The sequence below is a fragment of the Bacillus cereus group sp. N11 genome (genome assembly GCF_016483605.1).
Classification (GTDB): Bacteria; Bacillota; Bacilli; order Bacillales; family Bacillaceae_G; genus Bacillus_A; species Bacillus_A toyonensis.
The window spans coordinates 1-15559 of sequence record NZ_JAEHBN010000035.1 but is presented as its reverse complement, the minus strand read 5'-3'; the positions used below and the strand labels follow the sequence as shown (position 1 = coordinate 15559).

Genomic DNA, 15559 nt, shown 5'->3' with positions numbered 1-15559 from the left:
TTATCATGGCTATAAACTCTTATTTGAAACTATATAGCCTTATCATGGCTATAAACTCTTATTTGAAACTATATAGCTTTATCGGGGCCTATAAACTTTTATTTGAAACTATATTGCTTTATCGGGGCCATAATCTCTTATTTGAAACTGCATAGCCTTATCACGGCTATTACTTCTTATTTGAAACTATATAGCCTTATAACGGCTATTACTTCTTACTTGAAACTACATAGCCTTATCGCGGCTATTACTTCTTATTTGAAACTATATAGCCTTATAACGGCTATTACTTCTTACTTGAAACTACATAGCCTTATCATGGCTATAATCTCTTATTTGAAACTAGGTAGCTTTATCATGGCTATAATCTCTTATTTGAAACTATATAGCTTTATCTTGGCCATAAGCTCTTATTTGAAACTACATAGCCTTATAACGGCTATTACTTCTTACTTGAAACTACATAGCCTTATCATAGCTATAATCTCTTATTTGAAACTATATAGCTTTATCTTGGCCATAAGCTCTTATTTGAAACTGCATAGCCTTATCACGGCTATTATTGCTTACTTAAAACTACATAGCCTTATCATGGCTATAATCTCTTATTTGAAACTATATAGCTTTATCTTGGCCATAAGCTCTTATTTGAAACTATATAGCCTTATCACGGCTATTATTTCTTATTTGAAACTATATAGCTTTATCGGGGCTATAAACTCTTATTTGAAACTATATAGCTTTATCTTGGCTATAAACTCTTATTTGAAACTATATAGCTTTATCTTGGCTATAAACTCTTATTTGAAACTATATAGCCTTATCGCGGCTATTACTTCTTACTTGAAACTATATAGCCTTATCGCGGCTATTACTTCTTACTTGAAACTATGTAGCCTTATCATGGCTATTACTTCTTACTTATAATAATGAATAGCTATATTGTGGTTATAATTTCGTAATTTATGAAACGTTATAGCTATATGATGGCTACAACTTTTAAAAAATGAAACGAGAATATCCTGAAAATCATTCGACTAAAAAAAATTTTATTCTATGTAATTTACTAATAAACGTTGATATAAAGCCATTTCTTTAATTATGAAAGAAAACAAAATAAAATCATTATAGCTATATGATGGCTACAACTTTCACTTTAAAACTTCAAACAAATCTATATATACCAAGGGTTACAGCAGCTTTCAATAAAATATAACTTGTTTTAAAAACATGAAACGTTATAGCTATATGACGGCAGGAAACATGAAACGAAATGAAACGTTTATAGCGGTATGATGGCTACAACTTTTCATTTAAAAACAGTTATAACTCCCTATATATCAGTATTTATACGAAATCTAGAGAAATTTCTTAGTCAATCCAAAACATGAAACGTTATAGCTATATGATGGCTACAACTTTAAAACAAAATTAGCATAAAACCCTATAAAATCAATGGTTTAGAAAGATTTATCCCACTACATACTACGTTTCATATTTAAAAAACTTCATAGCCCTATGGTGGCAACAAACTTTTTTTCATGAAACGTCAAACCCCTTGTCGCACAAGGGATTGAGGCACGTTTCATTTTTTTATTTTTCCTCTTAAAGGGACAGATTTCACCAGTATTCGATTTGATATAATCAAAAATGTAATTCTATATCTAATTGTGGGGAAAACTGCAACTTAAAATAAAAGGAGGTGAAAAAGATGGCAAAACCTTTCGTTATAAAGAACAAACGTAGTTTGAATGGTGAAACAACAACACCGGTAATTGTAACAATTAAATCATGGCAAAAGTTAGTAGATGCTTTAGAAGGTAAGTATTACAGTTTTAAAGATACTTATCTAGAAGACATTGTGAATTCAATGTCCTATGAAGAACGAATTGCGGATGAAGAGGGATTTGTTGAACAAGCAAAGCCATCTTTTTCACTGAAAATGAAAAAGATTGTAGATAAAGTAAGTGGATTTGATAAAAATGAGGGCAGAAAACATAAGCTATATGGTATTACAAATGCTGATGTAGAAGTATTTCTATTTCTTCATAAAAAATGTAATACATATGGTGAGCTTTCGCATGTATCGATCCATATGCTTTGGGAAGATTATAAAAATTATAAAGAAGCATTTGCACATATTCACCACTCACAATTTTATGTGGCTTTGAAGAAGTTAAGTTTCCATAACATCATTACAATCGAAAATGAGTACAGTGGTAAATATAAAATCACCTTAACTGATTTCATGAATAAAGAAACGAATAAAGCAAATGCATATACATTTATTAGCCCGATAGTATTTACTAAAGAATTCTTTGAGTTATCCATTGCAGCTAAGAAACTATTCATGGATGTAGCAATGCAGCAGAAACGCGAAACTACCCTGAAACGTTCTTTATTTAAAGTTGATGAACAAGGAAACTCAACTCACTTTGGTGGTATGTATCGTTACTTACATAAGAAATACCCACATCAGATTCGTGCTGTGCTTGAAGAACTAGAAACAAAGCTATCTGCTACTGGATCTCCTTTATTTAAAATTTGCAAGTTAGAAAAAGGGAAGAAGAACAAAAAGCAATACACAACATTGCATTTATCTGTACATCCTGATTTCTTATGCGCAAAAGAAGAAGGAGCAGAATACCGTGATCCTTTTACACCACGAGATACATATAAGCGTAAAGTTAAATTCATTGAAAATCTGTTAGTGGAAATGAATATTGCTGAATTTGCAAAGGATATGAACCAATTCATTAACGTTTTAAAACACTCTTGTCATCGTCAAATTCGCCAAGTAGTTCGTGGCTTACGAGAAATGATTGATCGACAAGAAGGATATCCTAAAAAGCTTGTTTATACACTAAGTAAATTATTAAAGCAATCTTCTCAATATCGTGTATTAGACACAGCTGCTAAAACTGGTATTTATCCTTTAATTACACACAATGTACCTAAACATGAACAAGAAGAGGCCATTTTTAAATTTGGTACTCATTTTGCTATATACTCTTTACGCAATGTTCAAAAGCTATTCCGTAAAGCGCATGACCTGCTTCATGCGAAATATGCTGTACCTGTAGCCTTAGATGCTTACCATCGTAATTACATGCAGTATCAAGAGGAATCACTATTTAGAAAATATGCTTATGAGCAAGGAGTAAATATTAACGCATATACAGCATTAGAAATTGAAATCCGTGAACTATTAAAGTCTAGCGGGCATCAAGGAACTAACATGCCTAGTGATATTCGTGAAATGTTCATTGAAAAAGTTGATAAATTGTCGAAGGAAAAGATTCGTGTAATTGAGGTCCCTGAAGACTTTGATTTAATTCAGTTTCTACAGTCCTTAGAAGCATACTACCGTTCAACAAGTGAAACACCACATTCAGTTGATCAGCTGCTTCCAGCAATGTAAAGATACAGCTCTCTATTTTTGAAAAAACAAAAGTGGAGGGCTATTCGTGTTGAAGATACCCTATGAAATGCATTACTTCAAACAAAACAGAGAGAAAGTTTTCAATTTTAATGATCACGCCTCTCTATTTTTTATGCAATTACATACATTGCATGTAAATCAAAATGAGATATTCACAATTTCTGAGTTATTAAATCTGAATTTTCAATTCTTTTGTGTCATTTCATCTACAAAAAAGCATAAATATTTTTTATAATTCTGTTGATATCTTAATAATTTTGACCTGATGTGTATAACATAAAGCCTTAAGTACTGTTCTTATCATGTTCTATCTCTAAATCTACTTAAAATCAGAAAAACTTCTGTTAGTTATGTTTAAAAAGTGGATTCTGTTCCTAACTTTGACCAATTTGTTAATAAATTGTGTGTAGTTTTTAAGAAATGTGGAAAGCTTGTTCATAAATCAGCAAAATTTATATTTATTATTTATTCATTCACTCGCATCAAATTAACGATGATTATATGTAGTTTTTATATACCTACTTTACGATATTTTGTAGTTTTTAATCATCATCCAGCTCATTAAGTACGTTCCCAGTATTTACTTTTTATGATTTTTTACGGCTAGAGTAATGATGAACCCTTAGCACAGCAATGTTTTAAGACGATTTTTTCTCTGTATAAAAGTATTATCTTTTTTCTTTATATATATTAAAGATATATATTATATTAGGTTTTTATATTGTGTAATACTTACTATAGAGAATAGACCCTGTGTAAAACCAATTTCATTTCTTAATGGAATTGGTTTTTTTATGTACTTTAATAAACATTATATTTAGGTTTAATCTTCCTAAAAAAATTTTGATATAAAACATAATTTTTTTTATTTCTCTTAGATTTCCGAAAAAATTAAATCATACTTAAAGTAGATAGTTAATTAGTGGAAATTACAATGAACCTTGTAATCTCCTAACCATTTAAAAAGAGAGGTGAAGACATGGTAAAAAAGAAATCCCAGAAAAACGCCGAAAAAAAGAAATTTACATTCTTTAAAAAGGCAAAGAATAAAACAACTGAACTATTAGATATGCAACAAGAAAATTCAGAAGTACTTAAAGAAAAGAAGACACGTAAAACGAGGGAGAAAGTTCCAGCTATAACAGGAAGAAAAGTAGGTAAGGTTACATTTTGGTGTGTGATGGGATTCGTGTTTGCAGGAAGCTCCCTTTCATTTATCCAACTTGCCGGTTCTCCTAGAGCAGTAGCTGTTCAAGAAAAGAAGGAGGAACCCGTAAAAGTTAAGATGTCGGAAGCAGAATTAATTGCATATGCCAATAGTTTTGCCGCTGATTATTTTAACTGGAAGGTTGATATGAATGTAGCTGAAACACGGAAAAAACGATTAGAAAAATATTTAGTTGAAGGATCCGATGAGCAAGGAGGATTAAATAGGGATAGTTTAAAAAATGCTTCTAGTACGTTAGTTAAGTCAGAAGCTGTAGAGGTTCGTCAAAAAGGAAATGAAGCAGAAGTTACATTGAAAATCATTCAAAAACTAGAACCTGTAAATAATCCAGCTCCTGGAACGACTCAAGCCCCAGATACACCAAAAGAACCTAAAGAAGTGACAAGGTACTTCTCTATTCCAATCTTAATGGAGAAAGAGAAGATGGTGATTCCTGACAATCCTACAATCGTTCATGGAGAGAGAGAAAAGGCATCTTATAAAGTGGCTACATTTAAACCAGAAGGACGAGAAATAAATACAGATGCAGAAATAAAAAAAGTAGAACAATTTTTGCAATCTGTATTTAAAGTGTATACAGAAGGAACACCAGAAGAAATTGCTTACTACTTTGAAAAAAGCAATATAACAAATGGACTAAAAGGTATTATGACATTTAGCAAATTAGAAAACTTGCGGATTTATGAAGATAAGGATAAAGGGTACAGAGTCTTAGTTGATGCCAAATTAAAAGACAACGATAGCAGCTTAGAGTACACATACACATATGATTTAAATCTAGTAAATAAAGATAATAAGTTTTCAATTAGCTCTATGAAAAAATTTGAAAACACATTAGAGAAAGTGGAGGGTAAATAATTATGGAGCTTTTGGGATTAGATATGGTTGCTCATCAATTACCTGCTATTACAGATGCAGCTGTAATAGGTAATATAAATTTTGGAGTAAATATTAAAAACTGGTTAGTAGCTCAATTGGGCCCGATCTTTTTAGTTGTAGCACTTATTGGAGTTATCGTCTTTGCAGTTAAACGACAAATGGCTGGTTTACTTGGTTGGATAATTGTTTGTGCACTATTATCAGTTTTTGTATTCTCACCAGACGTTTTCAAAGATCTTGGTACAAAATTATATAATTTAGTATTTAAGTAATAAATTAAAAATCTCTAAAAATATTAAAGGGGTTGGTAGAAATGACTCAAAAGCCGACTCGTAAAGAAGTTAGGACATACAACTCGATATGGGATATTCCTAAGAGTTTATACGGAATAAGGGACTTAACTCTCCCTTTCCCAGTTCCTTATAGACAGTTGGGCTTCTTTGTTGGATCTTTACTTTTAATTTTAATTCTAGATCAGTTTTTACCTTTAGGAAATAATGTGTTTTTAAAATATTTAATATTACCAGGTGGAATAGCATACTTCTTTGGCAATGTAGAATTGGATGGAAAAAGCCCGCATAAATTTTTATTTCGACTTTTCGTGTTTATGTTCGAAAGTAAGAAGATTAGCCGCTATAAAGATACAACTGGTAATATTGGAAACTATCAATATAAAACCTTAATACGATTCAAGGATGATTCAATCAATAATAAGTAACTAATTAATCTATACGGAAGAATTATTTTAGTCTCATATTCTTCTCTAAGGAGGGTAAAATGAATCAGGTTGAATTTCCAGTCAAATACTTTCACGAAAATTTGATTTTTAACCAAGATGGCTCTTGCTGGGCGTATTATGAGGCATACGGAATACCATACGAATTCCGAGGAGATGATGATAAAAATACCTTATTCATGCGCCAACTTGGATTGTTTTGGAATTTCGATGAAGAAAAGCACCTCTTAATGATTCCTGTTTATCAGAACTTCCAAGAAAAAGCAGATGAATTCAAAGAAACAGTAAGCGGTGAATTAAAAGAACTTGCAATTGATCATACAGATGATGTGGTACATGAGCTAGAACGAAAATTTGGGAAAAATGCAGTAGAGTATCGATATTTTATTGGCGTGAAATTAAAGGTAAGACACATACAAGAAGGGCTTAAAGAAATGTTGTATACAGCATTTCATACCTTTAAAAATACTGCAGAACAGTTTGGATTACTTGGTGATACTAAAATACTAAAAACTGATTTGGAGATGTTTAAAAGAGAAGCTAGCGCTTTTAAAAATAAAATAAGAAAACATTTGGCTGTAAGGGCTCTAGAAACTAATGAAACGCAATGGGTTATATTAAGAAACTTCTATCGCACATTAGAGGCGCCAGTAACTGCTGGATGGACACCTCCCGTACAAAATGACGACTCTGCAATCATACCAAATCAAGAAAGCTTATTACGTTTATCAGAGGCAGAATTTGATGTTAAAGGAAGACATATTGAAATGTCTCAAATTGGTACCGACGGGTTAGAATATCCAGCATATATGAGCTTTTTATCGGCTTCTAAAATTCCATATACGATGGAGTTTCCAGACCAAGAGTGGATGTATATGATTCAAAATATAGATTTCCCAATTGAAATGAGTGTTCGCACTGAAAATATTAACCATCGCAAAGCTCTATCTAAACTAAATAAAAAGAAAAAAGATTTAGAAGATCAAGAGGCACATGCAAGAGAAAATGCACAAACTGTTGGACTAAACGTGTATGAAGGTGTTCAAGAAGCTACTGAATTACAAGCACTTATACAAAAGACACGTATGCCATTAGTTAAAACATCGGTATCTTTCTGTATATGTGCTGAAGATTTAGATACAATGCGTCGAAACACAAATTCACTTATTTCTATTTATAGAGAGATGATGATTGAACTAGTAAGGCCGTATGGAGATCAGTTCCTGCTGTTTAATGAATTTATCCCTGGTTCTAGAAGGTATGTAAATGATTATATACACTTTATGGAACCTGGAGTTCTAGCAGCCGGTATGTTTGGTGCAACACAAGATTTAGGAGATAATATCGGGTTTTATATTGGAACAACTGGTATTTTAAACAAAGCAGTTTATATGACACCTTCACTTGCAGCAACAAATACCGTTGCAAATCAAAAAACGAGCGCACTTTCAGTTGCAGTAACAGGAAGTACTGGTTCTGGTAAATCATTTGGAACGAACTTAATTGTTTATCTAGCAGTACTAGGAGGAGCTCAAACACTAATAGTCGATCCCAAAGGTGAGAGGGGGAACTGGACAGAAGATTTACACGGCTTAGAAGGTAAGGTAAACGTAATTACACTTGGGACTGATAGGCGAGATGAGGGGAAATTAGACCCATTTATCATTCATAAACATAGCCGAAAAGATGCAATTGAGTTAGCGATGACAATTCTTACTTTCATTACAGGTATTAAACCAGATAACTCGGAGAAATTCCCGCGCTTAGCTTCAGCCGTAGAATTCGTAGCAGGAATGGAAGAGCCGTGCTTAACAGCTGTATCTCAATATCTTGAAGATAGTGAGGATAAAGTGGATCAACAATTAGCCGCACACATTCAAGCATTTGAGAATTTATCATTTGCACACTTAATCTTTGGTGATGGAACAAATAGAGATATTGAACTTGATACAGCAGTGAATATCATACAAATTCAGCACCTTGATATGCCAGATATTCAAAAAGATCCGAAAGATTATACCTTACAAGAAAATTTATCAGTTAGTATGCTCATGTCTCTATCTTCTTTTGCAAGAAAATTCTTTCAAAAGGATCCTACTAAATTCAAAATTGTTTTATTGGATGAAGCATGGGCGATTATGGGGACTTCTCAAGGGCGAGAGTTGGCTCGTAAGTTAGTGCGTGAAGGTCGTGCATTAAACTCTGCAGTATACTTTGCTACTCAAAGTGCAAGTGACCTTGGAGATGAGACATTTAAGAATAATATCGGTATGAAGTTCTCATTCCGTAACACAGACAGTAAAGAAATTTCTTCAATCTTAGATTTCTTTGGATTACCTGACAATGAAGAAAATCATGCAATTATTACAAATTTAGAAACAGGCCAATGTCTATTCCAAGACATTCAAGGAAGAACAGGTGTTGTCACAATGGATGTAGTGTTTAAAGATTTATACGATGCATTCGATACAAGACCAAATGCAAGAAAGAATTATAGAAAGTCAAATGATGATGAAAGGCAGGAAGTTAATGCAACCTTTGTCGAAGAAGGGGGAGAAAAAATAAATGTAGGAGTGAGTTAATATGTTGAAAACTAAATTCAAAAAAATCATGCTAACAAGTCTATGTGTAGGTACTCTTTTCCTGAGTGCAGCATGTGGAAATAGCGAAACAAATGTAGGAGAAGAAAAAGATAAACAGGGGCACACTCCTAGAGAAATGATGTTGGATTTTGTAAAGGCCGACTTACAACATGATAATAAAACAATTAGAAAACTTATCGTCGATGGAGATAAAAATAAAATTTTAGATCCGAATCAAGGACCACAAAATAATTTATCTTACAAAGATTATACAGTAAAAGAGTATGTGGTAGATAAGGATACAATTATGTATAACTTTATTTCAAAGAAGCCCCCTAAAAATATCGATAAAGCAGTGAAATGGGTAAGAGTAGTTCGTACAGAAGATGGTTTCAAAGTTCGAAGTTATGCTGCCCCTTATCGAAATGAAATCGATGAAGTAGCAAATACTAAACCGACAAATGAGTTTAGTTCGAAAAATTAATAGGTTTCCCATAAAAGGGGGAGTAACATGTAATGAAAAAGTTTATTACCCTATTGTTATTAATTTGTACTTTGATTTTAGCATTTAATTTACTTTTTAAAGCTACCCCAGTATATGCAGAGGAAGAACCCAGACCTTCTCTTATAGATGATATTATTCCAAAGAGTAAGGAAAAATTAAAATATGAGGAATACCCTCCAAGTAGCTATGGGATTGATATTTATACACCAGAAGGTGGATTTGGTGAATCCCTTAAGTTCTGGAAATGGGGGGATAAAGTTAAAGAACAAATGGTTGCTGTATTATTTAGTCTTATAAGTATTGGATGGACCATTAATCTTGGAATTAGTACTTTTGTTACAAGTATGGTCGGCCAATCTATGAGTCTCAATATTGTAGCTGATGTAGGAGATAAATTAGGTGATGTAATATCTAAAGCAGCAGGGTTCAATGGTTCTTGGGGTAATGGAATATATAGTGAATTAATTGGACTCATGTTAGCTTTATTAGCTTGCTGGGTTATCTGGGTAGGTTTTGTACAACGACGCCAGTCAGATATGCTAGGAGGATTGTTAAAAGCATTAGGTATTTTAGTTTTTACTTTAGGTTTTTTCGCAAATTCAAGTTATATTATCAAAGGATTGAACACTTTCTCGGAACAAGTAAATAAAACTGTTCTTGATTCAACACAAAGTATTAGTGGAGAAAGTGAAGGATATTCAAGCGGTGTCGATTCCATCACTGATTTAACACACACTCTATTAATAAAGCAACCTTATACATTATTACAGTTTGGCACAACAAATATGAAAAAAATCGGTGATGAAAGAATTAAGAAAATGTTAACAACAACAGCAGCAGATGAAAGGCAGGAGCTATTAAAAGAGGAAGTAGAGCAGAAGAAAAATACGATATTAACTTTAGATGCTACTTTTGAGCGTGGCGCTTTAGTATTACTACTTTTCTTAATCAATGGACCTTTATGGGTTGTCTTAGGCTTATGTAGTATGGCGATGTTATTTTATCAATTAATGTTTATCATCGTAGCGCTGATGTCACCAGTAATGTTATTGATGGCTTTAGTACCTGCATGGACTGGGACAGCTAAGAGATTTTTATCTGAACTTTTTAGAACATTACTTATGAAAGTTGCAATTGGTTTTCTATTAACTTTAATGTTTTGGGTTTCTTCAATCTTATATAGCGCAACTGATAAGTATGGTTATTTAGTAGTTGCTGCATTACAAGTACTTTCGTTCTTAGGTGTTTGGTTATATCGTAAAACAATTTTTGATGCTATTACTACAGTACCAGCAAGTGCAGGAGCAGCCCGAGCATCAGATGCTATGAGTAATATTAGGCAGAAATATCGTGATGTTAGACGTGGATCTAAGGCAGTTGGAAGAGGTGTAGCAGTAGCTGGCGCCGCGGGTGTTGCAAGTGCTGCGGTGGCAGGGAAAATGGGTAAATCAGGCTATAGTAAATTTAAACAGTTGAAAGAAAACTATGCTGATAGAAAAGAAAAGGTAGCAGATGGTAAGCGTAAGGAAAAAGAGCAAATGCAAGCAGAAAAAGAAAAAAATATTAATCAAATGAAAAAAGAAGAAAATTTAGGTGTTCGCGATAGAAAAGGAAATCAGGAGCAAGAAAGGGTTCAGGAAGAAGTAGCCGCAACTAAAGAAAATCCAGAATTAGCAATACGAGAGAAACATCAAGATAATAATCCTGAAGTACAACAGGCAGAATTAAAGGATAAAGAAGAAGATGTAAAAGCTCAAATCAGACCGGCTGCGAATCAAAACAATGGTGGTCTCGAGAATAGGCAAGAAGATGTAAAAGCGGAAGTAAAACCAGTAGCGGCAATTAAAACACCAACGGGTCAAACTAAGTCAACGGATGATAAATCAATTACAACACCACAGTTAGGAACAACACCAACACCAGCGAATCCGATGGAAAGTAAACCAATTACAACACCACAGTTAGGAACAACACCAACACCAGCGAATCCGATGGAAAGTAAGCCAATTACAACACCACAGTCAGGAACAACACCAACATCAGCGAATCCGATGGAGAGCAAACCAATTACAACACCACAGTCAGGAACAACACCAGTACCAGCTAATCCGATGGAGAGCAAATCAATTACAACACCACAGTCAGGAACAACACAATTACCAGCGAATCCAATAGAGAGTAAGCCAGTCACTACTTCCCAGGTGAGTACACCACAAAAACCAGTAGAGGTAAAACCAGTTAATCAACAACAAACTAAAAATGTTCCCAAAGTGAATAATCAACAACATGTAAAAGAAGGGGCAGTAATTAAAAAAGTTGACCGAAAGTACAAACACAACAAGAAGCCGTGAACTACTCGCCACTTAGCAAAGCTTGAAGTGGGATCTTCTCAGTTCCGCGAAGAAAGTAACCTTTCGTCTCCCTGAGCGTTACTTCGGGGTGTTCCACCCCTAGATGTCCAACGTATGGACGCTCTTTTGGTACGGTTGATATTTTACGCAGGAACCGAATGGCTTGTTTTTCGCACTCTATTTTCTTCCTGCAACCTTCTATATCAAGTTATCAAAGAACTTCATATGGTTAGTTTATCAAAAGTTTTGGCTATGCCAAACCGAATTTCATCTCCCACTTATCGTTGGGCTACGCCTTTCACACGCTTGAGGGAGGAGAATTCTTTCAGGGAATACGTTAAAAAATATAAAAGCAAAAGAAACCAAAAAACAAAAAAATTCAGCTCGTGAGGGAGGGTTTATACATTGAGTGCGGAACCAAATCGCGACTTTGAAAATGAACACCATCCTGAAGCTGAACTAGGGAATGCTAAGCCTGCCTTGAAAAAGGCAGGCCATTCTTTAGGGAAGATGGCTGGTAAAGGAACAAAAGTAGCGGGTAAAGCAGTTGCACAAGTAGGGAAGAAAGTAGCAGTAAAAGTAGCACAGAAGGCAGCTACAGTTGCTGTTGCAAAGCCGTTATTAATAGTTGCCGGTGTTATTATGGCTGTTGTTTTAGGCTTAGGTATAGTGATATTTTTATTAACTGCCACAATGAGTGAAGATGAAGTCAGTCCTGGGGGAATTGGTGGTCCTTTTGCACCGGGTACTGCAAGTGTCAGTCCTGAAGTAATGAGATGGGAGCCATTGGTAAGGAAATATGCGGCGCAACATGGCATAGAAGCAATGACTCCATTAATATTAGCTCTTATTCAACAAGAAAGTTCTGGAACACAATTGGATGTTATGCAAAGTTCAGAATCACAAGGGTATCCTCCGGGGTATTTTACTGATCCAGAGGAAAGTATCAAATATGGTTTAATGCATTTTGCTGATTGTCATAAAAAATCAAATGGTGATCAAAATACTACATTACAATGTTATAACTACGGGACCGGATACGCTAACTATGCAGTTTCGAAAGGTGGATATACACACGAGAATGCAAGGGCATTTTCTGCAGAGCAATCAGCTAAAAATGGGTATAAATGTGGTTCGTGGCGAAGTGCAGAGGCAGTAGCTAATAATTGGTGTTATGGTGATCCAGATTATGTCCCACATATTATGAGATACTATCAACCTGGTCAAACCCCTGGTGGTTCAGGTGGAATTGCTGGCGGTAGCGTTTTAGGTGATGATGTATTCCAAGCAATTATGGCAGAAGCACTAAAGTATCAAGGATGGCCATATGTGTTTGGAGGACGAACACCAAATACTTCATTTGACTGTAGTGGAATTATTGAGTATACGTATTCAAGAGTTGGTATTAATTTATTTGGTACTGCACAAACCCAATGGGATAAAACCCAACGTATAACAGATCCTAAGCCAGGAGATTTAGTGTTTTTCCATAGTACTTATGCTACAAGTAACTACATTACGCATGTTGGCATTTATGTAGGAAATAATACAATGTATCATGCTGGCGACCCGATTGGCTATGCTGATTTAAGTAAACCATATTTTCAACAGCATTTTGCGGGATATGGTCGTGTAGTTAGATAATAATGCATGTAACATCTAGCAACTTATGAAACTGCGAAAAGGAGGTAAATGATGAATAAAATTACCATTATAATAGCAATTTTATTAATAGCTAGTGTAGGGTTTTTAATAAAATATCAATCTGATAATGAAAAACTTAAAACTGATAATATAAAATTAACGAAAAAAGTGGAAAAGGTGGAGGCACAATACAACGATACGGAAAAGGAATTGTCAGCTCTAAAGAGTAATAATCAACAACAAGTAAAGGAAGCGGCAGAACGATTTCTTAAAGCTTTCCGTACTTATGATACGGGTAAAGGTGAATCATACCTTGCTAATATCGATGCATATATAACACCAAATGCAAAGAAAGAATTAACACCACCAGGTGGACCAACGCAATCTGCTCCTGGAACTGGAGATGAGAAAGAAAAGAAGAAAGTTTCATTTCAATCTGAATACACAGGTGGCGAGTTGTATTATGCATTTTTGGATACTACAAAAGCAAATGTATTAGCAAAAGTGAAAAGTAAAATTACAGTTAATGGTGTTTCATCTGATAATATGTCATTAATGCAAATAAATCTTATCTATGATGGAAATAAGAAGTTATGGCTTGTCGACAAACTTATACCTTTAGCAGATTTAAAAGATCGTATGCCTTAAGTGGTGTACACATATTACATGTAGAGTAATAGAAAAATCCCTCTTAGCATTGTTAATAAGAGGGGGTTTTTGATGTTTACTGTAAATTTGAAATAAAGTCGCATCTCACGGTTAATAAAATAATATCAGGTTGATAATGTTTCCACTTGAATAGATTTTGCTTTTCCATACTGAACATGTCTTTTTTTAGAGTACTGGTATCAGTATGTCCAAGTATGGGGAGGTACTGCAGATATTTTGAAGTTTTGCACTAGAACCTAAAATCTTTTCTTTTATCTTCATAAAATAAATTTTAAAAATTTCTATTTTCTGAAAAAAATACAAATCGTGAGAATTCTTTTGTTTGTTATAACGTATAATTTCACGTATTATTAAATTCTTTTTAAGGGGGAATGTCATTTCTAATTTTAAATACTGGTTATTTTTTTGGGGGGTTAATTGCAATCATAATTACGTGAAGGGTGGATCTCTAAATTTTTGCCGGCAATTCAGTCTGAAGATTCAAATGATTTTGATTTGAACAACCATAAAAAATAGTTTTGTTGTAATAACAATTTAAAACTAGATAGAGAGGTTGATGTGTTCTGAATAGCCAGTGGTTACATAAACAAAAGAATGGTTTGAAAAGAATTTCAAAAATATTTACCAAAAAGACACTATCATGTTTAGTTTTATCGGTAGGGATTTCATTGGGAGGAATACCATTAATAAGCAATTCAAGTGCATATGCAGATTCAAATTCGTGGGATTTTCAATACACAGGTAACGTTCAAAGTTTTACTGTTCCTTACACTGGAACATACAAGCTCACAACTTGGGGTGCACAAGGCGGAGATAATGGTACCGAGACCTTTCCTGGCAATTCCGATCAAGGCGGTCTGGGTGGTTACGCAGAAGGAGAAGTCAGTTTAACCAAAGGCGAAACGATCTATGTCGTCGTCGGAGGACAAGGTGAAAATGCTGTAAATGATGAAAATAAGGGCGGCTATAACGGTGGTGGAGACAGTAGCTGGGGATCTGGTGGCGGTGGTGCTACCCATATCGCCACGGTGGATGGATTGCTTGCAAGTCTAAGGAATAACACATCTGCCATTTTAATAGTAGCCGGCGGCGGTGGCGGTGTAGCTGGTGGAGGGAAGTCTGATAGAGATGGCGGTTATGCTGGCGGTAGTTCTGGCGGACCTTCGTATGGCAACAATAAAATGGCTACTCAAACAAATGGATACAGCTTCGGACAAGGGGAACCTGTTTCCATTGAGGGGTTTTATTCAGGTGGTGGTGGTGGCGGTTGGTATGGAGGCTATTATGGTACAGAAAAGATATTTAAAAGTTATGGTGGCGGCGGATCGAGTTATATTGGTGGGGCTTTCGATGGTGAGACCATTGCAGGAAACCAATCCATACCTTCTCCATCTGGCGAGACGAAAACAGGTAACACAGGGAATGGATACGCAAGAATCACCTATAAAAAACCTGATGACACAACTTCACCTGTTACAACCGATAACGCACCAACAGATTGGGTGAATAAAGATGTTACCGTT

9 protein-coding genes and 2 pseudogenes are annotated in these 15559 nt (G+C 34.6%); 10 read left to right on the top strand and 1 reads right to left on the bottom strand.

Annotated features, from left to right (window positions below):
* Positions 1–1711: 1711 nt before the first annotated feature.
* The 9 genes and pseudogenes from JDS98_RS29255 to JDS98_RS29215 all read left to right on the top strand — a co-directional run bounded on the left by JDS98_RS29255 (position 1712) and on the right by JDS98_RS29215 (position 14015).
* Positions 1712–3421: a hypothetical protein gene (locus JDS98_RS29255; protein ID WP_199634613.1), complete on the top strand. Its 1710-nt coding sequence runs from the start codon at positions 1712–1714 to the stop codon at positions 3419–3421.
* Positions 3422–4421: 1000 nt separating this feature from the next.
* Positions 4422–5528, top strand: coding sequence for a conjugal transfer protein (locus JDS98_RS29250; RefSeq protein WP_199634612.1), 1107 nt, complete (start codon positions 4422–4424; stop codon positions 5526–5528).
* Positions 5529–5530: 2 nt separating this feature from the next.
* Complete coding sequence (locus JDS98_RS29245; protein ID WP_070128919.1) at positions 5531–5821, top strand: hypothetical protein; 291 nt, start codon at positions 5531–5533, stop codon at positions 5819–5821.
* Positions 5822–5862: 41 nt separating this feature from the next.
* The gene (locus JDS98_RS29240) at positions 5863–6267 is read left to right on the top strand and encodes a conjugal transfer protein (RefSeq protein WP_199634611.1); all 405 of its coding nucleotides are present in this window, start codon (positions 5863–5865) and stop codon (positions 6265–6267) included.
* A 59-nt stretch (positions 6268–6326) separates the two neighbouring features.
* A complete protein-coding gene (locus tag JDS98_RS29235) occupies positions 6327–8867 on the top strand; it encodes an ATP-binding protein (RefSeq protein ID WP_199634610.1) in 2541 nt (846 codons plus the stop codon).
* Between the two features lies 1 nt (position 8868).
* On the top strand, positions 8869–9351 hold the full coding sequence (locus tag JDS98_RS29230) for a hypothetical protein (protein WP_061530268.1): 483 nt from the start codon (positions 8869–8871) through the stop codon (positions 9349–9351).
* Between the two features lie 32 nt (positions 9352–9383).
* Positions 9384–11749 (top strand): annotated as a pseudogene (locus JDS98_RS29225) (CD3337/EF1877 family mobilome membrane protein).
* Between the two features lie 379 nt (positions 11750–12128).
* Positions 12129–13367 carry a bifunctional lytic transglycosylase/C40 family peptidase gene (locus JDS98_RS29220; RefSeq protein ID WP_098756013.1) on the top strand — a complete coding sequence of 413 codons (1239 nt, stop codon included), beginning with the start codon at positions 12129–12131 and terminating at the stop codon, positions 13365–13367.
* A 51-nt stretch (positions 13368–13418) separates the two neighbouring features.
* Positions 13419–14015 (top strand): hypothetical protein, encoded by a 597-nt coding sequence (locus JDS98_RS29215; protein WP_199634608.1) that lies wholly within the window; start codon positions 13419–13421, stop codon positions 14013–14015.
* Positions 14016–14118: 103 nt separating this feature from the next.
* Here JDS98_RS29215 and JDS98_RS30840 read toward each other — a convergent pair.
* Positions 14119–14184, bottom strand: a pseudogene (locus JDS98_RS30840) (IS6 family transposase); the annotation flags it as partial.
* Positions 14185–14704: 520 nt separating this feature from the next.
* Between JDS98_RS30840 and JDS98_RS29210 the strand changes: the two are divergent.
* On the top strand, positions 14705–15559 hold an 855-nt coding region (locus tag JDS98_RS29210; protein WP_242476050.1), incomplete at its 3' end, for a glycine rich domain-containing protein.